The sequence below is a fragment of the Cupriavidus sp. HPC(L) genome (assembly GCF_000307735.3).
Classification (GTDB): domain Bacteria; phylum Pseudomonadota; class Gammaproteobacteria; order Burkholderiales; family Burkholderiaceae; genus Cupriavidus.
The window spans coordinates 55154-81178 of sequence record NZ_AMPR02000422.1 but is presented as its reverse complement, the minus strand read 5'-3'; the positions used below and the strand labels follow the sequence as shown (position 1 = coordinate 81178).

Sequence of the window (26025 nt, the reverse complement as noted above, 5' to 3'; positions counted from 1 at the left end):
GCGAGTGCAATCACGTCGTGTCGAACGCTTGCTCCAGGACTTGCCGCACCGTCGCCGCCACCCGATGCGGATTGCCACGCCGCCAGACCAGATGTAGCTCGACATCCAGCCCGACCTGATCGTCGATCGGCCGGAAGCGCACCCCGGCGTAGCCGAGGCGCCAGGCCGACTGCGGCACCAGCGCGACGCCCATGCCTGCATCGACCAGCGACAGGATCGAGTGGGTATGGCTCAGCGTCTGCACGGTGTCGGGCGCCACGCCTTCGGCGCGCAGGCGCCCGGCGACGATCTCGTACAGATAGCGCGATTCGGAGCGGCAGAACTCGATGAAGGGCTGGCCTTCGAGCGCGGACAGCGGCAGGCGTTCGGCCTGCAGCAGCGGATGACCGGCCGGCGCGGCCAGCACGAAAGGCTCGCGCAGCAGCGGCGCCGATTCGACGAAGCTGCGCGGCGCGAACGGGCGCACCAGGCCCAGTTCGATGCGGTCGGCGGCGATCGCCTCGAGTTGCGCGTCGGTCTGCATCTCGCGCAGCGACACATGGACCTCGGGCAGGCTGCTACGGATCGCGCCCAGCAGTTGCGGCAGCAGCGCAAAGCTCGCCGCCGGAATGAATCCCATCGACACGCTGCCGGCGTCGGCGCGCATGGCGCGGCGCGCGGCAAGCTTGGCGGCCTGGCTGCGGCGCAGGATGTCCTCTGCCTCGCGCAGGAAGATCGCGCCCGCCGGTGTCAGGCGGACCGCGCCACCCGAGCGGTCCAGCAACTGCACGCCCACCTCATGTTCGAGCAGCTGGATATGCCGAGTCAGCGGGGGCTGCGTCATGTTCAGCAAGGCAGCGGCCCGGCCGAAATGCAATTCGGTCGCGACGGCCACGAAGCTGCGCAGATGGGATAGCTGGAACACGATTCAAATCTTGAATTGGGTAATCGCCAGTTTGGATTGGACGGCGGCACCGGCGCCTTTCTACAGTAGCGCCTCTCATGTCCATTCCATCAGGAGTTCAAGTGGCGACTTTCGAAGGTTCCGCGCTGCGCGAGGCGCTCAATGGCATTTCCGGAATCCTGGTCACGCCGTTCGACGCGAATGATACCGTCTCGCCCGGTCCGCTCTCGACCGTGGTCGATCGAGCCGTGAACGCCGGCGTGCATGTACTGGTCGCCAACGGCAATACCAGCGAGTTCTACGGCCTGCGCGAGCAGGAGGCGGTGCGCATGGTCCATGCCGCCGCGGAATGCGTGGCCGGCCGGGTGCCGCTGCTGGCCGGCGTCGGCCGCAGCGTCCATGAAGCCTGCGCCCTCGCCCGTGCCTCTCGCGAAGCCGGCGCCGATGCGCTGATGGTCCATCAGCCGCCCGATCCCTTCGTCGCGCCGCGCGGCGTGGTCGCCTATGTGCAGAAGATTGCCGAGGCCGGCCAGGGCCTGCCGCTGGTGCTCTATCTGCGCAACGACAACATCGGCCTGGGCGCGATCGAAGCGCTGTGCCGGATTCCCGAGGTAGTCGGCGTCAAGTGGGCCTCGCCTACGCCGATGATGCTGGCCGAAGCAATCCGCCGCACCGCGGACCGCGGGCTGGCCTGGGTCGGCGGGCTGGCCGAAGTCTGGGCGCCGCCCTTCTATGCCGTCGGCGCGCGCGGCTTCACCTCCGGCCTGATCAACGTGATGCCCGAGCGTTCGGTCGCGATCCATCGCGCGCTGGAAGACGGCGACCATGCGCTGGCGATGCGCCTGATCGGCGAGATGCTGCCCTTCGAGGATCTGCGCGCCCAGGAAAACAACGGCACCAACGTCACGGTCGTCAAGGCCGCGCTGCAGCTGATGGGCAACGACTGCGGCGCCGCACGGCCGCCGTCGGCGTGGCCGCTGACCGAAGCCCAGCAGCAGCGCCTGCACGAGCTGATGTCCGGCTGGGGGCTCGCACGCTGATTTCATCGCGGGCGGGAGCCCGCTCCGCACGCCCGGGACGTGCCACGTCCCACTACAACAACGTTCATTGGAGACTATCGATGCCATTTCGTCGCACCCTGCTTGCCTTCTGCGCCTTTGCCTCGTTGACCGGCAGCGCGCTCGCGGAAACCTATCCTGCCCGTCCCATCACCATCGTGATCGGCTCCAGCCCCGGCAGCGCCACCGACGGCCTGGCCCGCGCGCTCGGCAATGAAGTGACCCGGCTGACCGGGCAGGCCGTCGTGATCGAGAACCGCGCCGGCGCGATGGGCGGCATCGCGGCCCAGACCGTGGCTCGGGCCAAGCCGGACGGCTACACGCTGTTCATCACGACCAACACCACGCAGGCGGCCAATCCGCATCTGCTGAAGAAGCTGCCCTACGACCCGATCAAGGACTTCACGCCGGTCTCGATGCTGACCAAGGGCTACCAGCTGCTGGTCGTCAATCAGAACGTCAAGGCCAACAGCGTCGCCGAACTGATCGCCCTGGCGAAGAAGGAGCCGGGCAAGCTGACGTACGGCTCGGGCAGCTCGTCGGCGCGCGTCGCCGCCGAACTGTTCCAGCAGATGAGCGGCACCGAGATGACCCATGTCCCCTACAAGGCGAACCCGCCGGCGGTGGTGGACCTGGTTGCCGGCCAGACGGACCTGATGATCGTCGACCTGCCCGCGAGCCTGCCGCAGGTACGTTCCGGCAAGCTGCGCGTGCTCGGTTTCAGCGGTCCCAAGCGCTCGGCCCTGGTGCCCAACGTGCCGACCATCGCCGACACGCTTCCCGGTTACGAGGCTGGCTACTGGAACGCGCTGTACGCGCCCGCCAATACGCCGCAGCCGGTGGTGCAGCGCCTGAGCGAGCTGGTCCATCGCGCTCTGGCCACGCCGAGCGTGCGGCAGGTCGTCGAGCAGAGCGGCCAGGAAATCGCGCTGTCGAGCGCCGAGGAGCTCGGCCGCTTCCAGCTGGCCGAGCTGGACCGCTGGGGCCGCATCATCCGCACCGCCGGTATCGAGAAGGAGTAATCCCCGTCGTCGTTCCCGCGCAGGCGGGGGCGACATGGACGCCGCAGCGTCGGCCTGTTGAACAAGGAAGCCACCGTGAAATCGCACTACGTCGCCGGTGAATGGGTCGCCGGCACCGACAGCAGCGCCAACGTCAATCCGTCCGACTTGTCGGACATCATCGACCACTACGCGCAGGGGGATGCCGCGCTCGTCGACCACGCGGTCGACGCCGCGCGGCAAGCCTTCGGCAAGTGGTCGCTGTCGACGCCGCAGCAGCGCTTCGATGTGCTCGATTTCGTCGGCAACGAGCTGCTGCAGCGCCGCGCCGAGCTGGGCGACCTGCTGGCGCGCGAGGAAGGCAAGACGCTGCCGGAGGCGACCGGCGAGGTCGTGCGCGCCGCGCAGATCTTCAAGTTCTTCGCCGGCGAGGCGCTGCGTACCGCCGGCGAGCTGCTGCCCTCGGTGCGCCCCGGCATCGGCGTCGAGATCACGCGCGAACCGATCGGCGTGGTCGCGCTGATCGCGCCTTGGAATTTTCCGATCGCGATTCCCGCCTGGAAGATCGCTCCAGCGCTGGCCTATGGCAATTGCGTGGTGTTCAAGCCGGCGGAGCTGGTGCCGGGCTCGAGCTGGGCGCTGGCGGAAATCCTGAGCCGTTCGGGCCTGCCGGCCGGCGCCTTCAATCTGGTGCTCGGCCGCGGACGCGATGTCGGCCAGCGGATGGTCGAACATCCGCAGGTCGACGCGATCAGCTTCACCGGCTCGGTGGCCACCGGCCGCAGCATCGCCGCGCAGGCCTGTCAGCGCATGGCGAAGTTGCAGCTGGAGATGGGCGGCAAGAATCCGCTGGTCGTCACCGACGATGCCGATCTGGAGCTTGCGGTCCAGGTCGCGCTGCAGGGCTCGTTCTATTCGACCGGCCAGCGCTGCACCGCGTCGAGCCGCATCATCGTCACGCAGGGTATCCACGACCGCTTCGTCGCCCGGCTCGCCGAGCGCACCGCGGCACTGGTGGTCGGCGATGCCCGCGATGCGCGCACGCAGATCGGCCCGGTGGTCGACGCGCGCCAGTTGGAGCAGGACGAGCGCTATATCGCCATCGGCAAGGCGGAAGGCGCGCGGCTGGTGTGCGGCGGCGAACGGCTTTCGCTCGGCAAGGAAGGCTTCTATCTGCGCCCCGCGCTGTTCGTCGACTGCAGCAACGACATGCGGATCGCTCGGGAGGAAATCTTCGGGCCGGTGGCCGCGGTGATTGCGGCACGGGACTACGAGGAAGCGCTGGCGCTCGCCAACGATACCGAGTTCGGCCTGTCCGCCGGCATCTGCACCACCTCGCTGAAGCTGGCGACGCATTTCAAGCGCCACGCGCAGGCCGGCATGGTGATGGTCAACGCGCCGACCGCCGGCGTCGATTTCCACGTGCCGTTCGGCGGACGCAAGGGGTCGAGCTACGGTCCGCGCGAACAGGGCCGCTATGCGCAGGAGTTCTATACGACGGTGAAGACGGCCTATACCGCGGCTTGATCCCGGCTTGATCGCGGCTTGACGCTCCGGTCGCCCCGCTTAGAATGCTGCCATTCCACCATCAAGCGGGGCATGGCGAATGGAATCTGTCATCGGGGTCGTGGCGCGCTTCGCGATGTATGTGCTGTTCCAGTTCGTCCTCTATTGGCCCGGCTGGCTGGTACTGAAGATCGTGACGCTGGGCCGGTATCCGGCTTCGCCGATGCGGCGCGACGCGTGGTACGAGTTCGAACTGGTCGCGGTCGTCGGCATGCTGGCGATCGTCGGCATCGGGATCACCGTCGCGGCGCTCACGTAGCGGGGTACGCCCGCAGTCCGCCCTCGTCACTGCGCTACAGCCCCTTCGGCAATAACGTCCCCACTGCCTCCCGCATCAGCCTTGCGATCAACTGCTGACGATCGCGGGGCATCCGCGCCAGCGTGGTGGCGACGCTGATACCGGCCACCGGTTCGCCGTCGCGGTTGTGCACCGCCATGCCGACCGCGAGCGCGCCGCGGGTCGCGTGATTGCCGATCACCGACCATCCGCGCTCCCGCGTCGCCCGAATCAGGATGCGCATCCGCTCCGGCGTCATGCCGCCGTATTGAGCCAGGGTGTCGGCATTGCCATCGATGATTTCCCCCACCGCCTCATCCGGCAACGCGGACAGCAGCGCCAGCCCGGCCGCGCCAACGCCGAGCGGCTGGCGCGTACCGACCTGGATCACCAGCACCTGCACCGGATGCGTGCCCACATGGCGCGCGATGCAGCGCGACAGCGAGCCATCGCGGACGATCGCGAAGGCCGCATCCCCGCACGCCCCGCTGACCCGCGCCAGCACCGGCCGCAGCTTCTCCGCCAACTCGGTCGAGCCGTCGCGCTGCGGCATCGCGGCGAGCCGCGGCCCGCTGACATAGCGAAAGCGGCCGCGCTGCGCGACATAGCCGCATTCGATCAACGTGGCCAGCAGCCGATAGACGGTCGGGCGCTCCAGCCCCGCCGCCCTGCATAGATCGACCACGCGCAAGCCGTCCCTGCCGCCCGCGAGAATCGCGTCGAGCAGCGTCAGGCCGCGCCGCAGCGCTCGCGCGCCCTCCTCCGGAGCGGTGGTTGATACGTCCGCCTGCCGGACGTTCCGATTCGCAAGGCGAGAGGTCATCGGGAAGAATTTCCTTGCCGGGATACCAGTGCGCAGTATGCCCCAACACCACAAGAGGGCCGCCCCGGCGAGGCTATCGACCCAGGAGACGACCATCATGAACGTACGCAACGCGCCGCGCCGGCGCCTGTTCGGCTGTGCCCTTGCCCTTTCGCTTGCCGCGCTGGCAGGCGGAACTTCCCTTTCTGTCCATGCCCAGCAGCCTTGGCCCAGCAAGCCACTGCGGCTCGTCGTCGGCTATGCCGCGGGCGGCGCGACCGACGTGCTGGCGCGCCTGGTCGCGCTCAAGGTCGGCGAAGAACTCGGCAAGCCCTTGGTCGTCGAGAACCGTGCCGGGGCCAACAGCAACGTTGGCGCCGAGGTGGTCGCCAAGGCCGAGCCCGATGGCTACACGCTGTACGTCTATACGATCGCCAACACGATCAATGCCTCGCTCTACGACAAGCTCGGCTACGACCCAGCCAGGGACTTCGAGCCGGTCGGCATGATCGCGAAGATTCCAAACGTGCTGGTCGTCAATCCGAGCCTGCCGGTCAAGAACGTGGCCGACTACCTGCGCTTTGCGAAGGAATCTTCGTCGGGCATCACGTTCGCCTCCTCGGGCAGCGGCTCGTCGATCCATCTGTCCGGCGAGATCTTCCGGATGCGCAGCGGCATCAATATGCTGCACGTCCCCTATCGCGGCAGCGCGCCGGCGGTCACCGACCTGCTCGGCGGGCAGGTGCAATCGATGTTCGACAACACGCCGTCCGCGATGCCGCACGTCAAGGCCGGCCGCCTGCGCGCCATCGCGGTGACCAGCCCGCAGCGTCTTCCGTTGCTGCCCGATGTGCCGACCGTCGCCGAGTCGGGCTACCCCGGCTTCGACGTGCAGTCGTGGTTCGCGATCGCGGCGCCGGCCGGTACGCCCAGGCCCGTGGTGGACCGGCTCAACGCTGCGCTGAACAAGGCGCTGGCGGCGCCCGACGTGCGGCAGCGGATGCAGGACCTCGCCGCCAATCCGCAACCCGGCACGCCGGAGCAGATGCGCGCCTTCATGATGTCCGAAATCAAACGCTGGCACGACGTCGTCAAGCAATCCGGCGCCCGTGTGAATTGAGGAGTCCCATGTTTCCGATCGATCTGTTCTGGCGGGCCGCGGACCGCTGGCCCGACCACCTCGCCATCGACGCGCCGGACGGCTGCGTCACCTATCGCGAGCTGGCGGCGCGCGTCGCCGCGGTGGCGGCCGGCCTGATGGCGCTCGATGCCGCGCCGCAGAGCCGCGTCGGCATCTGCGCCGGCAATTCCGCCACGCATCTGGTCGCGCTGCTGGCGGTGCTGGCCAGCGGCAAGGTCTGGGTACCGCTGAATCCGAAGAGCACACGGCCCGAGCTGCGCCGCATCGTCGATGCGACCGAGCCAAGCATTCTGGTGCTGGATAGCGGCTGCACGGCACTGCTCGACGGCGCGCCGGGCGCCCGCATCTTCACGGATGTGGCGGACGACGGCTGCGACGCGTTGCCGGCGATCATCGCGCGCCATGCCGGCGCGGCACGGCCCCGTCTCGATCTATATCCCGATCTCGATCGCGATGCGACGCAGGCCATCAAGTTCACCGGCGGCACCACCGGCGCGCCCAAGGGCGTGATGCAGCCCTACCGCGCGTGGATGGCCAATATCGTCAACCAGATCCATGCGTGGGGCTTCGATGCCGACGACCGCTACGTGATGGCGGCCCCGATCACGCACGGCACCTCGACCTATGTGCTGCCGATCCTCGCGCAAGGCGGCTGCCACGTGATCCTGGACGGCAGCGGTGCCGAGGCGGTCCGCGCCGCGTTTCGCGACCGGCGCGGCACGGTGTCCTTCATGCCCCCGACGCTGATCTACATGCTGATGGCGCTGCCGGACGCCTCGCGCGACGACTATCCGGCGCTGCGCCGGCTGATCTACGGCGGCGCGCCGATGCCGGTGGAGAAGATCCGCCAGGCGCGCGCGTTCTTCGGCCCGGTGGTCGGCACGACCTACGGGCAGACCGAGGCGCCGCAACTGCTGACCGTGCTGCGCTCCGAGGATTTCGAGGACGAGCGCAATCTGGCCTCGGTCGGACGAACCACCTGGTTCAGCGACGTCGCCATCATGGCGCCGGACGGCACGCTGTTGCCAGCGGGACAGATCGGCGAGGTCGTCGCGCGCGGCGATCTGGTGATGACCGGCTACTGGCGGCGCCCGGACCTGACCGCCGCGACGATCGCCGACGGCTGGCTGCATACCGGCGATCGGGGTCTGATCGACGAGCGCGGCTATCTGTATCTGAAGGATCGGCTGCGCGAGGTCGTGATCACCGGCGGCTTCAACGTCTATCCGATCGATGTCGAGAACGCGCTGGGACAGCATCCCGCGGTCCACGAGTGCGCGGTGTTCGGTGTGCCCGACGAAAAATGGGGCGAGGCGGTGCACGCCGCCGTTCAGCTGCGCGACGGGGCAGTCATCCCATCCGAGGCCGAACTGATCGCCTTCGTGCGCGAGCGGCTGGGCCCGGTGGCCACGCCCAAGCGAATCCATTTCCACGACGACCTGCCGCGCTCCAGCGTCGGCAAGGTGCTGAAAAACGCCGTACGCGACCGGGCGCTCGCCCACGCTACGAACACCGCTTCCGCAAACCGGGGAGACCAGCGATGACCGCCACCACCAAGCCCGTGACCCGCCTCTGCACGCATACGCTGACGAGCCTGCACTACCGCGAAGCCGATCTCGTCAACGACCTGATGGGCAAGAAGACCTTCACCGAAGTCATGCTGATGCAGATTCTCGGCCGCACGCCGCGGCCGGTCGATATGCGAATCACCGATGTCGTGCTGATCGTGCTGATGGAACACGGGCTGACGCCGAGCGCGATCGCGACGCGGCTCATCTATATGAGCGCGCCGGAGAATTTGCAGGGCGCCGTTTCCGCCGGACTGCTGGCGGTCGGCAGCTCCTTCGTCGGCACCATGGAGAATTGCTCGCAGCTGCTCGATCGGCTGCTTGCTGCCGGCGACCCGCAGGCGGAAGCGCGCGCCATCGCGCGCCACTACAAGCAAACGAAAAGCCCGGTTCCCGGCTTCGGGCACCATCTGCACAAGCCGGTCGATCCGCGTGCGTACAAGCTGCTTGAGCTGGCCGAAGCGGAGCCGGAACTGAGCGGCGATCGGATTCGCGCGTTGAAGCAATTGTCCGCCGCCGTCGACGAAGCGGCCGGCCGGCCGATCACGATCAATGCCACCGGCGCGGTGGCGGCGCTGCTCGGCGAGATCGGCGTGCCGACCGCGGTGATGCGCGGCTTTGCCGTGATCTCGCGCGCGGCCGGACTGGTCGCGCATATCGTCGAGGAACAACAAAGTCCTTCCGGCCGCTATATCTGGGACACCGTCGAGCACGCGATTCCCTATGCCGGCAACGCACCGACGGGAGACGCATCGTGACGGGCGTGCATGCCCTTCCCCTGAGCCTCGCCGACCGGACCGTGTTCGTCGCCGGCGCCGGTTCGGCCGGTCCCGGCTGGAGCATCGGCCGCGCCGCCAGCCTGACCTATGCGCGGCTCGGCGCCCGCGTCTGCGTCGTCGATCGCGATGCAGCGTCCGCCGAGGAGACCACCGCGCTGATCCGGGCGGAAGGCGGCACAGCGGAGACGTTCATCGGGGACGTCGCCATCGAGCCGGAGGTCGAGCGTCTGTTCGCCCAGGCACGCGATCGCCTTGGTCCGATCGATGTGCTGCACCACAACGTCGGCATCGGCAAGCCCGGCGGCCCGCTCGACACCGCACTGGCAGACTTCGACCAGGCGCACAACGTCAACGTCCGCAGCCTGCTGCTCGCGTCGCAACAGGTATTGCCCGAGATGGTCGCCCGCGGCCGCGGCGCCATCGTGACCATTTCATCGGTCGCGGGGCTGCGCTATCTCGGCTATCCGCACCTGTCGTACTGCGTCACCAAGGCGGCGGTAATCCAGTTCACGCGCATGCTGGCACAGCAATACGCCTCGCACGGCATCCGCGCCAACACGGTGGTCCCCGGCTTGATCGATACGCCCCGGATCGCGCATACCGTGGCGAAGATGTTCTCCGACAACGACCTCGACGAAGCGCGCGCGGCGCGGGCAAGGCAGGTACCAGTGCAGCGGATGGGAACGGCCTGGGACGTGGCTTACGCCTGCGCGTTTTTGGCTTCGGACGCGGCGGCGTATGTCACGGGGACGGAGATGGTGGTGGATGGCGGGCTGACGGGGAAGTACGCATAGGCTCGCATTGTCCGTCAGTTCGCCTACCTCATGTCCTGGCCGCGACCGAACTTGAAATCCGCGGGTAGTCGTCCGCGGAATGTTCGCAGGCGCTCCAACAACGCATCAGCGTCCCGACTCCTGCGCCTTGGCGAACTGCCCGAATTGTCGACAACAATTTCGACGTGGTCCCCCTCGCGCAATTTCAGCAGCTCCACGATGCTGTTCGGAAGGCGGATGGCCAAACTGGTTCCCCACTTCTCTATGCGCATTGGCGTTCTCCGTGGCTAAGGACCGTAGATGTTCGCTGAAACAAAACGCGACGGCCAGGTTTCTACCCGCCACCAGGCCGGCAACAACTCCCGCACCGACGGCTGCGCGAAGCGGTCGTCGATCAGATACACCACGCCGCGGTCCTCGCTGGTTCGGATCACCCTGCCCGCTGCCTGAACGACCTTGCGCAGGCCCGGATACAGGTACGCGTACGCATAGCCGTCGCCAAACGCGTCCTCCAGCCGGCTGCGCAGCTGCTCGTTGACCGGATTGAACTGGGGCAGTCCGAGCGTGGCGACGAAGGCGCCGATCAGCCGATCGCCGGGAAGGTCGACGCCCTCGGCGAAGGGTCCGCCCAATACCGCAAAGCCCACGCCGCGGCCGCCGGGGCGGAAGGCGGCCAGGAAATCGGCCTGCTCGCCCTCGCCCATGCCGCGTGCCTGCGACCAGCTCGGGATATCGGCGTGCCGCTGCGTGAACAGCGCCAGCGCATCGCCGAGGTAGTCGTGGCTGCTGAAGAAGGCGAGATAGTTGCCCGGGCTGTCGCGATACTGCGCGGCGATCAGCTCGACGATATCGGGCAGGGAGCGCTGGCGATGTGCGAAGCGGGTCGAGATATGCGAGGCCACGCGAACGCGCAGCTGTTCCGGCTCGAATGGCGACGGCACCTCGTGCCACACCCATCGCTCGGGCAGGCCCAGCATATCGGCGTAGTACGAGGCCGGCGCCAGCGTGGCCGAGAACAGCGAGACGGAATGCGCCGCCGCCAGCCGCGGCCGCAGGAAATGCGCTGGCACGAGGTTGCGTACGCCGAGACGGACATTGGCGTGCGCGCCGCGCGCCGGCATCCGCGTCATGTCGAACACGGAATGCGGACCGATCTGTTCGGCCAGCCGGCAGAATTGCAGCACATCGAAATAGAAGCGCTGCAGCGCCGGGTCCTGTTCGGTGGGCCGCTCTGTAAACCGTTCCAGCAACGCTGCGCACAGCCCTTCGAAGGCATCGAGCAACGGCGCGGGGACCTTCGCCTCGGCCCGATAGTCGCTGGCCAGCGTCTTCCCGGCGGCATTCCATTGGCGGCCGACGCGATCGAACGCGCGGCGCAGATCCGCTGGCGCCTGCCGCCGCAGCGCGCGGAAGTCGGCCTGATCGAGCGTGGCGCTGTACATGTCCCGAGCCCGTTCCGGCAACTGATGGGCCTCGTCGACCAGCACGCTGACGCGCCAACCGTCGTGCAGCGCGAAGGCATGCAGCAACGCCGTGCGGTCGAAGTAGTAGTTGTAGTCCGCCACCACTACATCGCTCCAGCGCGCCATTTCCTGGCTCAGGTAGTACGGGCAGACGTCGTTTGCCCGGGCGATCTCGCGAATCTGAGCGCGGTCCAGCATCGTCCGTCCGGCCGCCTGCGCGCGCGCCGCCGGCAGGCGGTCATGGAAGCCGCGTGCCAGCGGACAGGCTTCGCCGTGACAGGCGCGGCCCGGATATTCACAGGCCTTGTCGCGCGCCACCATCTCGAGCACGCGCAGCGGCATCGCATCCCGCTGCGCGGCCAGTCCGCGCGTGGCCTCCAACGCCAGCGCCCGGCCGGTCGAACGGGCCGATAACACGAACAGCTTGTCGATCTTCTGCTTCGGCATTGCCTTCAGCGCGGGAAAGATCGTGCCGACGGTCTTGCCGATGCCGGTGGGCGCCTGCGCGAGCAGGCAGCGACCGGACAGATTGGCGCGATAGACCGATTCGGCGAGCTCGCGCTGGCCGGCGCGAAACAAGCCATGGGGAAAGGCCAGCGAGTCCAGCGACAGGTCGCGCCCGGCGCGATGCGCCAGCTCCTGCTCGGCCCAGCCGACAAAGGCACGGCATTGCGCCTCGAAGCATTCGCGCAGCGTCTGCGCCGTAAATCGCTGCGTCTCGGCACGCTCGCGGCCGCTGACAATATCGAAATAGACCACCGCGATCTCGATGTCGTCCAGCGCCTCGCGCAGACACATCAGCCAGCCATAGACCTTGGCCTGCGCCCAATGCAGATGCCGATGATGGTCGGGCACCTCGGCGGCGTCGCCGCGCACCGTCTTGATTTCCTCGAGCCGCCGCAGGGCGGGATCGTAACCGTCGGCACGGCCGCGCACGCGCAGCGGCCCGAAGTCCGCGCTCAGGGAGATCTCGGTCCGATAGCCGGCGGGCCGGCGGGAGGTCACGGTGGCATGACCGGCCATGCCTTCCAGCGCGGTCGGCGAAGGCGTGAAGCGCAGGTCCAGATCGCCGGCGCGGGCGGTGAAATCGCACAGCGTGCGGACCGCGACGATGTAGCGCGGTTCGCTGTCGGCCACCGACGCAGGCTCGCCTTGCCCGCGTGGCGAGGCGAATGGCGGGTGCTGGGTGGCGGCAGAATCGGACGGTGTAGCGGCGGCGGACATCGATGACGGCTTGAAATCGCGCCATTTCGCGGGGGACGAAATGGACTGTATAAATATACAGGTACGCGATCGGCGTGTCGATGTTCCATTACTGTCGTCCCCGCGAATGCGGGGACCCAGTGGCTTCGGCTCGATGCCCGATGCAAAGCCGCTGGGTCCCCGCCTGCGCGGGGACGACGGGGCACAACGGACAGGTGCGATTCAATCCACCGTGATATTCGCGCTGCGCGCCACCTTGCCGAACTTCTCGTACTCGGCCTGCGTCAGCGATTGCAGTTCCGCGGCGCTCGACGACTTCGGATTGAAGCCGGCCTGCACCAGCTTGTCGCGCACCGCGGCACTGCCCAGCGCTTCGACGAAGGCAGCATTGAGCTTCTGCACGATATCGGCCGGCATGCCGGCGGGCCCGTACACGCCGAACCATGGCTCGACCGAATAGCCGGCCAATCCCGCCTCGGCCAGCGTCGGCACATTGGGCAATGCCGGGGAGCGCGTGCTGCCCGCCACCGCCAGCGCGCGCAGCTTGCCCGCCTGGATATGCGGCAACGAGGCCGGCAGGTTGTCGAACATCACGGGGATATGCCCGCCCAGCATGTCGTTGATCGCAGGGCTGCTGCCCTTGTACGGGACGTGGGTCAGGCTGGTGCCCGTCATCTGCGCAAACATTGCGGCGGCCAGATGCATCGACGTGCCGGTGCCCGCTGTCGCATAGGTCAGGCCGGGATTGCGCTTGGCATACGCCACCAGTTCGGCCACGGTCTTGACCGGCAGCTGATTGCCGACCTCCAGCACGATGGTCGACGTGCCCAGCAGACTGACCGCGGTGAAGTCGCGGCGCGGATCGAACGGCATCGCCTTGTAGATATGCGGGTTCAGCGCATTGGTCGAGATCGCGCCGAAGCCGATCGTATAGCCGTCCGGCGCCGCCTTGGCCACGGCCTCCATGCCGATATTGCCGCCGGCGCCCGGCCGGTTCTCGATCACCACCGGCTGGCCCAGCTTCTCGGCGACGCGTTGGCCGACGGTGCGCGCCACCAGATCGGTGGTGCCACCCGCGGCGTAGGGCACGATGAAGCGGATCGGCTTGGCCGGGTAGTCAGCGGCGCTGGCCGGCGTCGGCAGCGCAACGATTGCGGTTGCCAGGCCGGCGAGCGCGATGCCGAGAATGGTGCGGCGGGGAAGATGGCGGACGCGAGGCGTGATGGGCGCCATGGGCGTGATGGGCGTCATGGGGCGGTCTCCTTTTGTGTGGTGACTTGCGATCGTTGTTGTCGTTGTTGCGGCTCGCAGCTCGATGTCGATGCAAGCCGGCCGGCGCCATCATATCCAATCCCGACCATGCGCGCGGGGCCGTCCAAGGCCGCAGACCGCCTCTACACGCTGGCGCCCCCGCCCGCTTCGCGCAAGGCATCGAGCGCGGCCACCACCGCGCCGCGGCGGAAACTGTCCTCGCGCCAATACATCGACACCGAGCCGAATCCCGACAGCCGCAGCGGCACGATGCGCAGCGCGCCCAGGTCCTCGAGCCGGCGCGCGGTGCGGTGCGAGGCAACGCCGATCATGTTGGTGTGGTTCAGCAGCGTCAGGTTCAGGACGGTCGAATTGGACTCGACACAGCGCGCCGGCAGCGGCCGCCCCGCCGCCGCCAACGCGGATTCGAGCGCATTGCGGATCGGCGTGCCGCGCGGCCAGATCACCCATTGGAACGATTCGAGCGCGGACCAGTCGAGCGCCGCCATCGACAGCAGCGGATGCTTGGGCCGCGCGACGAAGTGGATCGGCTCCATGTACAGCGCCTCGGTACGCAGCCGCGCATCCTGCAGCTCCGGCGCGGAGCGGCCGACCACGATATCGAGCTCGCCGCGCGCGAGCCGGCTCATCAGCTCGTCCATCGTGCTTTCGACGAGGCGGATCTGCGCACCGGGCATCGCCTTCAGCAGCCGCACCACTGCCAGCGGCACGGTATCGGCCGCCGAAGCGCCGGAGGTGCCGATCACCACGAGGCCGCTGCCGCCATCGCGCAGCGCCTGCAGATCGTCGCGCGCGCTATCGAGCTGCGCCTCGATGCGGCGCGCATGCTCGATCAGCGATTCGCCATAGGGCGTCGGCCGCAGGCCGCGCGCGTGCCGCTCGAACAGCGGCAGGCCGATGTCCTCCTCCAGTTCGCGCAGCCATTTCGACAGGCCGGGCTGCGTGGTATTCAGCGCCGCCGCGGTCTGGCTCATATTTCCGGTCTCCGCCAGGCTCAACAACATCTGCAGGTTGCGAAGCCGCAGCCGGTGCGTCCAATCCATCGGGGAAAACCCTCCCAGTCATATCCATATTCGTATGGATCAGATCAACAATTCATTTTCCGAAATATACCTGCGCGGCTACAGTCCCAACAAACGATGACGCGGACAAGCTTCCCTCTCCCCCCGCCGCTCTCCCGCAAGCGGGAGAGGCGAGCCGATCCGCCAGTGTTTTCCCGATTGGAGACCTCGATGTCGAACAGCAAGCGCGATATCGCCCGCGCAGCCTATTACGAACAGATCGGACGCAGCCATATGGCGCCGCTATGGGAATCGCTGCACGCGCTGGTGCCGCCGCAACCGCAGCCGAAGGCGCAACCGGCGATCTGGAAATACGAGCAAGTGCGCCCGCTGGTGATGCAGGCCGGCTCGGTAATCAGCGCCGAGGAAGCAGTCCGCCGCGTGCTGGTGCTGGAAAACCCCGGCCTGCCCGGTAGATCGAGCATTACGTCGACGCTGTATGCCGGCCTGCAGCTGATCCTGCCCGGCGAAATCGCGCCGAGCCATCGCCATACGCAGTCCGCGCTGCGCTTCATCGTCGAGGGCCAGGGTGCCTGGACCGCCGTCGACGGCGAACGCACGACGATGCATCCCGGCGATTTCATCATCACGCCGTCCTGGACCTGGCACGACCACGGCAATCCGCTCGAGGCGGACGGCGGCGAGCCGGTGGTCTGGCTCGACGGGCTCGATATCCCGCTGCTGCAGCATCTCGATGCGGGGTTCGCCGAGAGCTACCCCGAAGCGGTGCAGCCGGTCACGCGCCCCGAAGGCAACAGCTTCGCGCGCTACGGCAACAACATGGTGCCGGTGCGCTATCAGCCCACGGGCGGCAGCTCGCCGATCTTCAGCTATCCGTATGCGCGGACCCGAGAGGCGCTCGACCAGCTCTATCGCCATGGCGAGCTCGACCCGTGGGACGGCGTCAAGCTGCGCTACGTCAATCCCGCCACCGGCGGCTGGCCGATGCCGACGATGGCCACCTACATGCAACTGCTGCCGGCCGGCTTCCAGGGCCGCACCTATCGCAGCACCGATGCAACTGTCTATAGCGTCGTCGAAGGCCGCGGCACCGCGCGCATCGGCGAGATGCAATTCCAGTTCGAGCCGCGCGACATCTTCGTCGCGCCGTCGTGGCAGCCGGTGCAGCTCGCCTGCGTCGAGGACGCGGTGCTGTTCAGCTATTCCGACCGCCCGGTGCTCAGCGCATTGAATCTGCTGCGCGAAGAACGGCTCTGACGGCCGGCATCGGGACACTGGCGCGCGCCTGAATCACGGCCGCGCCCCCGATGCCTGCACCCATTCCTGAACGCTACGATCCTGCAAGGACTTCCCATGCCTTTTGTTTTCGATCCCGCGCCCACCGTCGGCATTCCTGTCGCCGGCAGCGGCGATGACCGCTTCCCGGTTCGCCGCGTCTACTGCGTCGGCCGCAACTACGCCGCGCATGCCCGCGAAATGGGCTTCGACCCGGACCGCGAGCCGCCGTTCTTCTTCTGCAAGCCGGCCGACGCGGTGATTCCGGTGGCCCACGGCGACACGCTGTCGCTGCCCTACCCCGCGCAGACGCAGAACTATCACTACGAGGCCGAACTGGTGGCCGCAATCGGCCGCGCCGGCAGCGATATTCCGGTCGAACAGGCGCACGATCACGTCTGGGGCTATGCCGTTGGCCTCGACATGACGCGGCGCGACCTGCAGATGAAGATGCGCGAGATGGGCCGCCCCTGGGAAATCGGCAAGGCGTTCGACGCGTCGGCACCGATCGGTCCGCTGCATCGCGCAGGCGACGTCGGCCATCCCGAGCAGGCCGAACTATGGCTGACCGTCGACGGCGACACGCGCCAGCGCAGCAATGTCTCGCATCTGATCTGGTCGGTCGCGGAAACGGTGGCCTATCTGTCGCAGTACTTCCGCCTGGAGCCGGGCGACCTGATCTTTACCGGCACCCCCGAGGGTGTCGGCGCGGTGAAACCGGGCCAGCGGATGGTGGCCGGCGTACAGGGACTTGGCGAACTGTCGGTGCGCATCGCCTGAGCGGAACGAGTGAAAGCGATCATGCAGCTGCACAGCTTCTTCAACAGCTCGACGTCGTACCGCGTGCGCATCGCGCTCGCGCTGAAGGGTCTGCCCTACGACTACGTGCCGGTCAATATCCGCAACGGCGCCCATCGCGCCCCCGGCTATGTCGAGCAGATCAATCCGTCGGCCAGCGTGCCGGCGCTGGTCGATGGCGATCTGCACCTGGGCCAATCGCTGGCAATCATCGACTACCTCGACGCGCGGCATCCGGAGCCGCGGCTGATTCCCGCCGACATCGAAGCGCGCTCGCGCGTGCTGGAGCTGTCGTACGCGATCGCCTGCGACATCCATCCGGTCAACAACCTGCGGGTGCTGCGCTATCTGCAGGACACGCTGGGCGTGTCGCCGGAACAGAAGGACGCCTGGTACCGGCACTGGGTCGACGAGGGCCTGGCCATGGTCGAACGGCTGCTGGCAAAACACGCGTCCGGCCCGTGGTGCTCCGGCGATCGGCCCACGCTGGCGGACTGCTGCCTGGTGCCGCAGATCGCCAACGCGCAGCGAATGGGTTGCGACACCGAACGTTTTCCGCTGGCGATGGCGGTCTATCGCCATGCGGTCGAGCATCCGGCCTTCCGCGCCGCCGATCCGCGCCAGCAGCCCGACTATCCGGGCTGAGCGCCATGCATCCCGGGGAGCGGGACAGGAGACATCGATGAACACATCACAACAGGGCCGCAAGGTCATCGTCGTCGGCGGCGGCATCGGCGGCCTGGCGGCAGCGCTGGCGCTGGCACGACAGGGCATTCGCATCGAACTGCTGGAACAGGCCGAGCAGATCGGCGAAATCGGCGCCGGCATCCAGCTCGCGGCCAACGCCTTCGCCGCGCTGGACGCGCTGGGCGTCGGCGAGGCGGCGCGCAACCGCTCGGTATTCACGGACCATCTGATGCTGATGGACGCGATCGATGCCAGCGAGGTGGCGGTGGTCGACGTAGGCGAGCGCTATCGCCAGCGATTCGGCAATCCCTATGCCGTGATCCATCGCGCGGACATCCATCTGTCGATCCTTGAAGCGGTTCAGGACCATCCGCTGATCCGCTTCCACACCGCCACGCGGGTCGAGGGGCTCGATCAGGACGACAACGGCGTCACCGTGGTCGACCAGCGCGGCGAGCGGCACCGCGCCGATGCGGTGATCGGCTGCGACGGCGTCAAATCGGCCGTGCGCCAGGTGCTGCTGGGCGACGAGCCGCGCGTCACGGGCCATGTGGTCTACCGCGCGGTCGTCGAGCTCGACGACATGCCGCGGGACCTGCGCATCAATGCGCCGGTGGTCTGGGCCGGCCCTCACTGCCACCTGGTCCATTACCCGTTGCGCGGCGGCCAGCAGTACAACCTGGTGGTGACGTTCCACAGCCGCGAGCAGGAGGTCTGGGGCGTCAGGGAAGGCAGCAAGGAAGAAGTGCTGTCCTACTTCGAAGGCATCCATCCGCGGCCGCATCAGATGCTGCATCGCCCGACCTCGTGGAAGCGCTGGGCCACCGCCGACCGCGATCCGGTCGAGCGGTGGAGCTTTGGCCGCGCCACGCTGCTGGGCGACGCCGCGCATCCGATGACGCAATACCTCGCGCAGGGCGCCTGCCAGGCGCTGGAGGACGCGGTGACGCTGGGCGCCGCCGTCGAGCACTGCGACGGCGACTTCGAGGCGGCGTTCGCGCTGTACGACCGGGTCCGGATTCCGCGCACCGCACGCGTGCTGTACTCCGCCCGCGAGATGGGCCGGATCTACCACGCCAGGGGCGTCGAACGTCTGGTGCGCAATTCGCTGTGGGTCGGCCGCACGCAACAGCAGTTCTACGATGCGCTGGCCTGGCTGCATGGATGGCGCGCGCAGGACTGCCTGAAGGTGCCGGGCCAACGCTGATACCGGTCCGCAGATCAAGTCACTGGGTTCCCGCCTGCGCGGGAACGACGGAAAAGTCTGTCGTCCCCGCGAAAGCGGGGACCCAGCGGCTCTGCGCACGCCCAAACATAACGCGCCCAGCGCGAATCCCAAGGAGACAACCATGCCGCGCCCCGCCATCGACGTGACGCGCTTCATCGACGAAGCGCCGTTATCGCCGTTCCAGATCCTGATCGTCGTGCTGTGCTTCCTCGTCGTCGCGATCGACGGCTTCGATACCGCCGCGATCGGCTTTATCGCACCGGCCATCCGCAGCGAATGGCAGCTGAGCCCTGCACAACTGGGGCCGCTGTTCGGCGCGGGGCTGGCCGGACTGATGGGCGGTGCCTTCCTGTTCGGTCCGCTGTCGGACCGCTACGGCCGCAAGACGGTGCTGGTCTTCAGCGTGCTGTTCTTCGGCGTCGCGAGCCTGGTGTCGGCCTGGTCGGACTCGTTGTGGGAGCTGATCGCGCTGCGCTTCATCACCGGCCTCGGGCTCGGCGGTGCGATGCCCAATGCGATCACGCTGACCTCGGAATACTGCCCGGACAAACGCCGCTCGTTCCTGGTGACGACGATGTTCTGCGGCTTCACGATCGGCTCGGCGCTCGGCGGCCTGGCCTCGGCGGGCCTGATCGAAACGTATGGCTGGCGCTCGGTGCTGGTGGTCGGGGGCGTACTGCCGCTGCTGCTGGTGCCGGTACTGCTGGTGCTGCTGCCGGAGTCGGTCCGCTATCTGGTGACCATGGGCAAGAAGCTCGATCGCGTCGCCGCGGCGCTGCGGCGTATCGACCGAAACGCGGACCTGCGCGACGCGACGTTCATGGTGCCGCCGCGCACGCAGGCCGGCTCGCCGGTCTGGCATCTGTTCCGTCCGGAGCTGCTGCGCGGCACCTTGCTGCTGTGGTTCGCCTTCTTCATGAGCCTGCTGGTGATCTACCTGTTGTCGAGCTGGCTGCCGACCGTGCTGCGCGGCACCGGCATCTCGCTGAAGCACGCAGCGCTGGTCACCGCGATGTTCCAGGTCGGCGGCACCGTCGGCGCCATCGTGCTCGGCTGGCTGATGGACCGGCTCAATCCGCATCATGTGCTTGCCGCCAGCTACACGCTGGCCGGCCTGTTCACCGCCGTGATCGGCAACGTGACGGCAAGCCCGGTGCTGGCCGCCGTCGCCGTGTTCTGGGCCGGCTTCTGCGTGTCCGGCTCGCAGGTCGGCGCAAACGCGCTGTCGGCGGCCTACTACCCGACCGACTGCCGCGCGACCGGCGTCAGCTGGGCCAACGGTGTCGGCCGCATCGGCTCGGTGGTCGGCTCCGTCGGCGGCGGCGCGATGCTGTCGCTGGGCCTGGGCATGCCGGCGCTGTTCGTGCTGGTCGGCATTCCCGCCGTACTGGCCGGATTGACGATGCTGGTGCTGGGCCGCGGGCATACGGCCGCCCGCCCGGCGCTGCCGGCGGTGCAGGGCTAAGCGCGCGCCTGCTTGCCGTCGCCCAGAAAGGCGCCCTGCCTGACCAGCACGGCCTGCAACTCCGGTACGTCGATGTCGTGGGGCGAGCAGCGGTCCCGTACCGCCAGTGCGGCCGCGGTACCGGCCGCCTGGCCCATCACGAAGCAGGCGCCCGACACACGCGCCGCCGATTGCCCGTCATGCGTCATCGACGCGCAGCGGCCCGCCACCAGCAGATTGTCGACGCCGCCCGCACTGGCGCGCCGCGGCAGCAGCATCCGGTATGGCAGCTGGTTGTAGCCGCGCGAATCCGGAATCGGCGGCCATACCCATTGCACGTCGCCGGCCACATGCTTCTCCAGCGGCCAGCCGTTGACGCCAATTGCATCGGGGAAATCGGCGCAGTTCAACACGTCGTCGGCGGTCAGCATGGTCTCGCCGATCAGCCGGCGCGTTTCCCGAATGCCCAGCTGCGGCGCAATGTCGAGCGCATAGGCCCGTTCGAAGCCGGGCACCCTGGCGCGCAGGAAGCGCAGATATTCGACGATCTGGCGGCGGCCCTCGATCTCGCCTTCGCTCAGCGAATATGCGTCGGTACCGTCGGTCGCGGAGCCGTCGAGCTTGCGGAGCTGGGTCACGTTGACGCGCCACTCGTACGGATGCTTCTGCGGGCGTACCACCGCGCCACGCCGCGGGAAGCGGAATTCCCCGGCGGCCTCGGCCTCGTCCATCAGCGCCGGGATGGTCTTCCAGGCCTCGCCGGCGCGCTGCGCGTCGACATTGCCGACGCGGAACATCAGCGTGGGATACAGCATATGTCCGTGCCCGTCGCCCTTCTCGGTGGGCACACCGGCCCAGTGGGCGATATCGGCATCGCCGGAGCAATCGATGAAACAGCGCGCGCGCACCGCGACGCGGCCGGACTTGGTCTCGAGCAGCAGCGCGTCGAGGCCGCCGTCCGCATGACGAACGACGCCTGCCGCAAGCGCATGGAACAGCAACTGGACTCCGTGATCGGCCAGCAGCGCATCGGCGGCGCACTTGAACGCCGACATGTCGTAGGCCTGCGCGTGGATCTTGCCGAGCACCAGATGCGGTTCGTTCAGGCCATCGAGCCTGCGCATCCGCATCAGCAGGTCATCCGCGACGCCATGCACGACCTGGCGGATGTCGCCAAACACGTTGGCATGCAAGCCGCAGAAGTTCGTCACGCCGGCGGCGGTGCCCATGCCGCCGAGGAAGCCGTAGCGTTCGGCCAGCAACACCCGCGCGCCATTGCAGGCGGCTGCCGCGGCTGCGCTGATGCCGGCGGGGCCGCCGCCCAGTACCACCACGTCAAAGGGGCCGAGCACCGGGACGTCGCGCCGCGCCTCCGTCAACGTGTCCCCGCGATCCAGTTCTTCCATCGTCGTTGCCATGCTAGTCCAGCCGAATCCCATGTTTTTCAATGACCGGCTTCCAGCGCGCGACGTCCTCCGCCATCACGCGGCGGAACGCGTCGGGCGTGTTGCCGACCGGGTCCATATATTGAAGGCGCATCTTTTCGCGCAGCGCCGGCTCGGCCAGCGCGGCGACGATCTCGTCGTGCAGCCGCCTGACGATCGGCGCCGGCGTACCGGCCGGCACCACATAACCGATCCACGCATCGGCCTGTACGTCCGCGATGCCGGCCTCCGCCAGCGTCGGCAGGTCCGGCAGCGATGGCGAACGCTTCGCACTCGCGACCGCGAGCGCCTTGATGCGGCCGCTCTTGACATGCGGCATCACGGTGGCCGCCGGCAGGATCGCCATGTCGACGTCGCCGGCGATCACCGCGGTGACCGCGGCACCGGAGCCGGGATACGGCACGTGAACCGGATCGGCCCCACTGCGCGCGGCCAGCGCCGCTACCGCCAGATGCGAGATCGTGCCCGCGCCCATCGACGAATAGCTCAATGCCTTCGGTTGCTTCTTCAGCAGCGCCAGCAGTTCGGCGGCGTTGCCCGCCGGCACGCGGTTGGCCACCACCAGCACCGCGGGCTGGCTGGTCGCGATGGTCACCGGCTGCAGGTCGCGCGCCGGGTCATACGGCATCTTGCGGTACAGCAGCGAATTGACGGCCAGCGGACCGGCGATGCTGAGTCCGATCACCTGGCCATCGGGCCTGGCCTTGGCGATGGCGTCGGTGCCGATATTGCCGGCGGCGCCAGTCTTGTTCTCCACCACCATCGGCTGCCCCAGGCGCGCCGTCAGCCGTTCGCCGATCAGCCGCGCGGTGATGTCCGGCGTCGAGCCCGCCGCGAACGGCACAATCACCCGCACCGGACCGCTCGGCCAGTCCTGCCCATGGGAAAGCGTCGATACCGCGGGCAGTGCAGCCAGCGCGGTACAAGCGAGCCATCTCCCCAGCTTGCCTGTCTGCATGCAATGTCTCCAACAATGTCCTGTCTGTATGCGGCGCGCTGTCCGGTGGCGCCTTGCGGCAAGATTAGGGCAATGGCACTATGGCGTCCATGCAATGGCCGACATAGGCTCAAGCGGGATTTTCAATAATGGATACGAAGCTGCTGGCCGTTTTCGACGAGGTCTACAAGACCCGCAGCGTGTCCCGCGCGGGCGAACATCTGGGCCTGCCGCAGACCTCGGTCAGCCTGGCGCTGGGCCGGCTGCGCCGTCAGTTCGGCGATCCGCTGTTCGTCCGGACCGCCGAAGGCATGTTGCCGACCCCGCATGCGGAGACGCTGATCCAGCCATTCCGGCAGGCGCTGGCGATCCTGCGCACCGCCACGCAGCAGCAGGTGGTGTTCGACCCGCCGCGTTCGGAACGCACCTTCCGCATCAGCATGACGGATATCTCGCACCTGCAGTTTCTGCCGGGACTGATGAACCGGCTCAATACACTGGCGCCTGCGATTCGCGTGGAAGTGATGCGAATCTCGACGGAGACACCCAAGGAGCTCGAAACCGGGGCGTCGGACCTCGCCGTGGGATTCATGCCCGAGCTGGAGGCAGGCTTCTATCAGCAACGCCTGTTCAATCAGGGCTTTGCCTGCGTCGTGCGGCAGGACCATCCCCGAGTCGAGCGGCGCATGACGGCCACGCTGTTCAAGCGCGAAAAACATGTGGCGATCACCGCCGCGGGCACCGGCCATGAACTGCTCGAACGCGAGCTGGCGCGGCGGCGGGTCACGCGCAACGTCGCGTTGTCGCTGCCGACGTTGCCGGGGCTGGGCAATCTGCTGGCCAATACCGACCTGGTCGCCACGGTGCCGGAGCGCGTGGCGCAGATGCTGATGGGTATCGCCAACGTCAAGGCGTTGGCCCCGCCCTTCCCGCTGCCGACCTTCTCGATCAAGCAGCACTGGCACGAGCGCTATCACCAGGACCCGGCCAATCGCTGGCTGCGTTCGGTCATTGCAGACCTGTTTCTCGACTAGGCCCTCGCCTCTTCCTCGCCTCTCCCTCGCTTCGCACGTATCATGCCGGCGATGTATCCGAACCGAACAAACACCGGCAACGCCGGACGCTGAACCCGATGGACAAACTGCTTGCGCTGAAGATGTTCGTCGAGACCGTCGACGCCAAAGGCTTTTCCGCCGCGGCGCGGCGGCTGGACCTGGCCACCTCGTCGGTGACGCGCGCGCTGGACGGCCTCGAGCAATCGCTCGGCGCAGTGCTGCTGAACCGCTCGACGCGCCAGGTCACCGTCACCGAGGCGGGCGCCGCCTACTATCAGCAGGCCCGACGGATTCTCGAGGCAGTCGAGGAAGCCGATGCGCTGATCGCCGACCGCGGCGACATACCGGTGGGCCAGTTGCGCGTGTCGCTTCCCGTCGCCTTTGGCCGCCGCTGCATCGCCCCGCATCTGGGCGCGCTGCTCGAACGGTATCCGCAGCTGGAGCTGGAGGTGACGCTGACCGACGACATCGTCGATCTGCTCGGCGACCGCTTCGACCTGTCGGTGCGCATCGGCAATGCCTCGTCGTACGACAATGTCATCGCGCGACAGATCGGCACGTTCCGCCGGCATGTGGTCGCGAGTCCCGCCTACCTGCAGCGGCATGGCACGCCGTCGCTTCCCGAGGATCTGGTCGGCCATGCCTGCCTGCGCTTCCGCTTCGGCTACGGTGCGCGTGATCAGGTCTGGACGTTCGAGCGGGATGGGGAACGGCAAATCGTGCCGGTCCGGGGCCATTTCCGCAGCAACAACATCGACGTGCTGCACGAGCTTGTGTTGGCCGGTGCCGGGATCGGCCTGCTGCCGGACTGGGTCACCGATGCCGATATCGAGGCGGGACGACTGCGGCGCCTGTTCGACGATTGGACCGTCAACCCGGATCAGGTCAGCAGCGGCGTGTCGGCGCTGTATCTGCCGAACCAGCGTGGCTCCCGCCGTATCGCCGCCTTTCTCGCCTTCCTGGAGGGGCTGCCGGCCTTGGCGCAGGGCCGCTGCTGACGCCCGCACGCGACGCATTGTCTTGGGCGCAACGCTGATTTGCGCCGGCATGGCATTCACCGCAACGACCCGTCCCCCTAAGCTTCGGACATTCCAACCGACAAGTCCGAGGCCATCAACATGCCCGCTCCTTCCGCTCTCGCCCCATCGGCTTCCCACGCGCCTGCAATGCCCGCCACGCTGGTCGCATTGTTCTCGCTTTGCGCCGGGGTGCTGGTGGCCAATCTGTATTACGCGCAGCCGCTGATCGAACTGATCGGCCCGCAGATCGGCCTGTCCGCAAGCAACGCCAGCCTGATCGTGTCGCTGACACAGATCGGCTATGCGGTCGGGCTGTTCTTCCTGGTGCCGCTCGCCGACCTCTACGAAAACCGCCGGCTGCTGCTGCTCAGCGGCACGGCGGCCACGGCGAGCCTGGTCGCCGCGGCGCTGTCGACGCAGCCCGGTCCTTTCCTGCTGGTGTCGCTGCTGCTGGGGCTGAGTTCGGTCAGCGTGCAGATCCTGATTCCGCTGGCCGCGCATCTGGCACCGGAGGCCACGCGCGGCCGCACGGTCGGCACCATCATGGGCGGACTGTTGTCCGGCATCCTGCTGGCGCGGCCGCTGTCCAGCCTGCTGGCCGAGGCGCTGGGATGGCGCGCGGTCTTTGTCGCCGCGGCGGCGATGACGCTGGCCACCGTGGCGATCATCGCGCTGACGCTGCCGCGCCGCGCGCCGGAACACCGTGCGCGCTATGGCCAACTGCTGGTTTCGCTGTGGCATCTGTTGGCGCGCTTTCCGCTGCTGCGCCAGCGTGCGCTGTACCAGGGCCTGCTGTTCGCCGCCTTCAGCCTGTTCTGGACCGCGGTGCCGCTCGAACTGGCCAGCCGCCACGGCCTGTCGCAAGCGCAGATCGGAATCTTCGCACTGGTTGGCGCGCTGGGCGCCGTCGCGGCGCCGATCGCCGGACGCCTTGCCGATGCCGGACACACCCGTATCGCGTCCCTCGCCGCGATGGCGCTCGCCGCGCTGAGTTTTGTGCCGGGATTGGCCACCGGCCCCTACGGCGTCTACGCCCTCGCCGCCACCGGCATCGTGCTCGACTTCGCCGTGCAGATGAACATGGTGCTGGGCCAGCGCGCGATCTATGCGCTCGATGCCGCCAGCCGTGCGCGCCTGAACGCGCTGTACATGACCGCGATCTTCATCGGCGGCGCGGCCGGTTCGGCGGTAGCCAGCTTCGTGTACGCACAGGCCGGATGGCAAGGCGTCGTGATGACGGGCAGCGGCCTGGCCGCCATCGCGCTGGTCGCATTCGTGGCGGCATCGCAGATGCGGCGCTGAGTGGGCCGCCGCCCCGCTGCCCTCATC

General features: G+C 67.9%; 24 protein-coding genes. 16 read left to right on the top strand and 8 right to left on the bottom strand.

The window, feature by feature from the left end:
• Positions 1-10: 10 nt before the first annotated feature.
• Positions 11-904, bottom strand: a complete 894-nt coding sequence (locus B551_RS19290) for a LysR family transcriptional regulator (protein ID WP_006576367.1) — start codon at positions 902-904, stop codon at positions 11-13.
• Between the two features lie 101 nt (positions 905-1005).
• On the opposite strand from B551_RS19290, the gene B551_RS19285 reads away from it, so the two are divergent.
• The 4 genes from B551_RS19285 (at position 1006) to B551_RS19270 (ending at position 4767) form a co-directional block, all read left to right on the top strand.
• Positions 1006-1923 carry a dihydrodipicolinate synthase family protein gene (locus tag B551_RS19285; RefSeq protein WP_006576368.1) on the top strand — a complete coding sequence of 306 codons (918 nt, stop codon included), beginning with the start codon at positions 1006-1008 and terminating at the stop codon, positions 1921-1923.
• An 80-nt stretch (positions 1924-2003) separates the two neighbouring features.
• Complete coding sequence (locus tag B551_RS19280; protein WP_006576369.1) at positions 2004-2963, top strand: tripartite tricarboxylate transporter substrate binding protein; 960 nt, start codon at positions 2004-2006, stop codon at positions 2961-2963.
• Between the two features lie 75 nt (positions 2964-3038).
• Positions 3039-4469 carry an aldehyde dehydrogenase family protein gene (locus B551_RS19275; protein ID WP_043441511.1) on the top strand — a complete coding sequence of 477 codons (1431 nt, stop codon included), beginning with the start codon at positions 3039-3041 and terminating at the stop codon, positions 4467-4469.
• A 79-nt stretch (positions 4470-4548) separates the two neighbouring features.
• Positions 4549-4767: a hypothetical protein gene (locus B551_RS19270; protein ID WP_006576372.1), complete on the top strand. Its 219-nt coding sequence runs from the start codon at positions 4549-4551 to the stop codon at positions 4765-4767.
• 34 nt (positions 4768-4801) lie between these two features.
• Here B551_RS19270 and B551_RS19265 read toward each other — a convergent pair whose 3' ends face one another.
• Positions 4802-5608: an IclR family transcriptional regulator gene (locus tag B551_RS19265; RefSeq protein WP_006576373.1), complete on the bottom strand. Its 807-nt coding sequence runs from the start codon at positions 5606-5608 to the stop codon at positions 4802-4804.
• 97 nt (positions 5609-5705) lie between these two features.
• Here B551_RS19265 and B551_RS19260 point away from each other — a divergent pair, with 97 nt between their 5' ends.
• Genes B551_RS19260 through B551_RS19245 form a run of 4 tightly spaced genes read left to right on the top strand, consistent with a single transcriptional unit; the run spans position 5706 to position 9869 of the window.
• Positions 5706-6707, top strand: a complete 1002-nt coding sequence (locus B551_RS19260) for a tripartite tricarboxylate transporter substrate binding protein (protein ID WP_006576374.1) — start codon at positions 5706-5708, stop codon at positions 6705-6707.
• Between the two features lie 8 nt (positions 6708-6715).
• Positions 6716-8272, top strand: coding sequence for a class I adenylate-forming enzyme family protein (locus B551_RS19255; protein WP_023264821.1), 1557 nt, complete (start codon positions 6716-6718; stop codon positions 8270-8272).
• The gene (locus B551_RS19250) at positions 8269-9054 is read left to right on the top strand and encodes a citryl-CoA lyase (RefSeq protein ID WP_006576376.1); all 786 of its coding nucleotides are present in this window, start codon (positions 8269-8271) and stop codon (positions 9052-9054) included. Before B551_RS19255 ends, B551_RS19250 begins: the two co-directional genes overlap by 4 nt.
• 5 nt (positions 9055-9059) lie before the next feature.
• Positions 9060-9869: an SDR family NAD(P)-dependent oxidoreductase gene (locus B551_RS19245; protein WP_043441508.1), complete on the top strand. Its 810-nt coding sequence runs from the start codon at positions 9060-9062 to the stop codon at positions 9867-9869.
• Between the two features lie 23 nt (positions 9870-9892).
• On the opposite strand, the gene B551_RS19240 is transcribed toward B551_RS19245, so the two are convergent.
• The 4 genes from B551_RS19240 to B551_RS19225 form a co-directional block, all read right to left on the bottom strand.
• A complete protein-coding gene (locus B551_RS19240) occupies positions 9893-10120 on the bottom strand; it encodes an AbrB/MazE/SpoVT family DNA-binding domain-containing protein (protein WP_006576378.1) in 228 nt (75 codons plus the stop codon).
• A 15-nt stretch (positions 10121-10135) separates the two neighbouring features.
• The gene (locus B551_RS19235) at positions 10136-12448 is read right to left on the bottom strand and encodes an ATP-dependent DNA helicase (protein WP_006576379.1); all 2313 of its coding nucleotides are present in this window, start codon (positions 12446-12448) and stop codon (positions 10136-10138) included.
• Positions 12449-12736: 288 nt separating this feature from the next.
• Positions 12737-13765, bottom strand: coding sequence for a tripartite tricarboxylate transporter substrate binding protein (locus B551_RS19230; protein ID WP_006576380.1), 1029 nt, complete (start codon positions 13763-13765; stop codon positions 12737-12739).
• Between the two features lie 143 nt (positions 13766-13908).
• Positions 13909-14829 carry a LysR substrate-binding domain-containing protein gene (locus tag B551_RS19225; protein WP_006576381.1) on the bottom strand — a complete coding sequence of 307 codons (921 nt, stop codon included), beginning with the start codon at positions 14827-14829 and terminating at the stop codon, positions 13909-13911.
• A 189-nt stretch (positions 14830-15018) separates the two neighbouring features.
• Here B551_RS19225 and gtdA point away from each other — a divergent pair, with 189 nt between their 5' ends.
• The 5 genes from gtdA to B551_RS19200 all read left to right on the top strand — a co-directional run bounded on the left by gtdA (position 15019) and on the right by B551_RS19200 (position 20261).
• Positions 15019-16065 (top strand): gentisate 1,2-dioxygenase, encoded by a 1047-nt coding sequence (gtdA, locus tag B551_RS19220; protein WP_043441457.1) that lies wholly within the window; start codon positions 15019-15021, stop codon positions 16063-16065.
• A gap of 96 nt (positions 16066-16161) precedes the next feature.
• Positions 16162-16863 carry a fumarylacetoacetate hydrolase family protein gene (locus B551_RS19215; protein WP_006576382.1) on the top strand — a complete coding sequence of 234 codons (702 nt, stop codon included), beginning with the start codon at positions 16162-16164 and terminating at the stop codon, positions 16861-16863.
• 21 nt (positions 16864-16884) lie between these two features.
• Positions 16885-17526 carry a maleylacetoacetate isomerase gene (gene maiA, locus B551_RS19210; protein ID WP_023264819.1) on the top strand — a complete coding sequence of 214 codons (642 nt, stop codon included), beginning with the start codon at positions 16885-16887 and terminating at the stop codon, positions 17524-17526.
• Positions 17527-17563: 37 nt separating this feature from the next.
• Positions 17564-18775: a 3-hydroxybenzoate 6-monooxygenase gene (locus B551_RS19205; RefSeq protein ID WP_023264818.1), complete on the top strand. Its 1212-nt coding sequence runs from the start codon at positions 17564-17566 to the stop codon at positions 18773-18775.
• A gap of 142 nt (positions 18776-18917) precedes the next feature.
• Complete coding sequence (locus B551_RS19200) at positions 18918-20261, top strand: aromatic acid/H+ symport family MFS transporter (protein WP_006576384.1); 1344 nt, start codon at positions 18918-18920, stop codon at positions 20259-20261.
• On the opposite strand, the gene B551_RS19195 is transcribed toward B551_RS19200, so the two are convergent.
• The gene (locus B551_RS19195; RefSeq protein ID WP_006576385.1) at positions 20258-21646 is read right to left on the bottom strand and encodes an FAD-dependent oxidoreductase; all 1389 of its coding nucleotides are present in this window, start codon (positions 21644-21646) and stop codon (positions 20258-20260) included. The two genes, B551_RS19200 and B551_RS19195, sit on opposite strands and share 4 nt — an antisense overlap.
• 13 nt (positions 21647-21659) lie before the next feature.
• A complete protein-coding gene (locus tag B551_RS19190; RefSeq protein WP_023264816.1) occupies positions 21660-22643 on the bottom strand; it encodes a tripartite tricarboxylate transporter substrate binding protein in 984 nt (327 codons plus the stop codon).
• Positions 22644-22771: 128 nt separating this feature from the next.
• On the opposite strand from B551_RS19190, the gene B551_RS19185 reads away from it, so the two are divergent.
• The 3 genes from B551_RS19185 to B551_RS19175 all read left to right on the top strand — a co-directional run bounded on the left by B551_RS19185 (position 22772) and on the right by B551_RS19175 (position 25998).
• Positions 22772-23656 carry a LysR family transcriptional regulator gene (locus tag B551_RS19185; protein WP_006576387.1) on the top strand — a complete coding sequence of 295 codons (885 nt, stop codon included), beginning with the start codon at positions 22772-22774 and terminating at the stop codon, positions 23654-23656.
• A gap of 98 nt (positions 23657-23754) precedes the next feature.
• Complete coding sequence (locus tag B551_RS19180) at positions 23755-24675, top strand: LysR family transcriptional regulator (protein ID WP_006576388.1); 921 nt, start codon at positions 23755-23757, stop codon at positions 24673-24675.
• A gap of 168 nt (positions 24676-24843) precedes the next feature.
• Entirely contained in the window at positions 24844-25998 is a 1155-nt protein-coding gene (locus B551_RS19175) for an MFS transporter (protein ID WP_006576389.1), read from the top strand.
• The last annotated feature ends 27 nt before the right edge of the window (positions 25999-26025 follow it).

Excerpts from the sequence above, each read along its gene's own strand:
- B551_RS19280 (WP_006576369.1), top strand. The coding sequence starts at position 2,004 with ATGCCATTTCGTCGCACCCTGCTTGCCTTCTGCGCCTTTGCCTCGTTG.
- B551_RS19270 (WP_006576372.1), top strand. The coding sequence starts at position 4,549 with ATGGAATCTGTCATCGGGGTCGTGGCGCGCTTCGCGATGTATGTGCTG.
- B551_RS19265 (WP_006576373.1), bottom strand. The coding sequence starts at position 5,608 with ATGACCTCTCGCCTTGCGAATCGGAACGTCCGGCAGGCGGACGTATCA.
- B551_RS19260 (WP_006576374.1), top strand. The coding sequence starts at position 5,706 with ATGAACGTACGCAACGCGCCGCGCCGGCGCCTGTTCGGCTGTGCCCTT.
- B551_RS19255 (WP_023264821.1), top strand. The coding sequence starts at position 6,716 with ATGTTTCCGATCGATCTGTTCTGGCGGGCCGCGGACCGCTGGCCCGAC.
- B551_RS19250 (WP_006576376.1), top strand. The coding sequence starts at position 8,269 with ATGACCGCCACCACCAAGCCCGTGACCCGCCTCTGCACGCATACGCTG.
- B551_RS19240 (WP_006576378.1), bottom strand. The coding sequence starts at position 10,120 with ATGCGCATAGAGAAGTGGGGAACCAGTTTGGCCATCCGCCTTCCGAAC.
- B551_RS19230 (WP_006576380.1), bottom strand. The coding sequence starts at position 13,765 with ATGACGCCCATCACGCCCATGGCGCCCATCACGCCTCGCGTCCGCCAT.
- B551_RS19225 (WP_006576381.1), bottom strand. The coding sequence starts at position 14,829 with ATGGATTGGACGCACCGGCTGCGGCTTCGCAACCTGCAGATGTTGTTG.
- gtdA (WP_043441457.1), top strand. The coding sequence starts at position 15,019 with ATGTCGAACAGCAAGCGCGATATCGCCCGCGCAGCCTATTACGAACAG.
- B551_RS19215 (WP_006576382.1), top strand. The coding sequence starts at position 16,162 with ATGCCTTTTGTTTTCGATCCCGCGCCCACCGTCGGCATTCCTGTCGCC.
- maiA (WP_023264819.1), top strand. The coding sequence starts at position 16,885 with ATGCAGCTGCACAGCTTCTTCAACAGCTCGACGTCGTACCGCGTGCGC.
- B551_RS19205 (WP_023264818.1), top strand. The coding sequence starts at position 17,564 with ATGAACACATCACAACAGGGCCGCAAGGTCATCGTCGTCGGCGGCGGC.
- B551_RS19200 (WP_006576384.1), top strand. The coding sequence starts at position 18,918 with ATGCCGCGCCCCGCCATCGACGTGACGCGCTTCATCGACGAAGCGCCG.
- B551_RS19195 (WP_006576385.1), bottom strand. The coding sequence starts at position 21,646 with ATGGAAGAACTGGATCGCGGGGACACGTTGACGGAGGCGCGGCGCGAC.
- B551_RS19190 (WP_023264816.1), bottom strand. The coding sequence starts at position 22,643 with ATGCAGACAGGCAAGCTGGGGAGATGGCTCGCTTGTACCGCGCTGGCT.
- B551_RS19185 (WP_006576387.1), top strand. The coding sequence starts at position 22,772 with ATGGATACGAAGCTGCTGGCCGTTTTCGACGAGGTCTACAAGACCCGC.
- B551_RS19180 (WP_006576388.1), top strand. The coding sequence starts at position 23,755 with ATGGACAAACTGCTTGCGCTGAAGATGTTCGTCGAGACCGTCGACGCC.
- B551_RS19175 (WP_006576389.1), top strand. The coding sequence starts at position 24,844 with ATGCCCGCCACGCTGGTCGCATTGTTCTCGCTTTGCGCCGGGGTGCTG.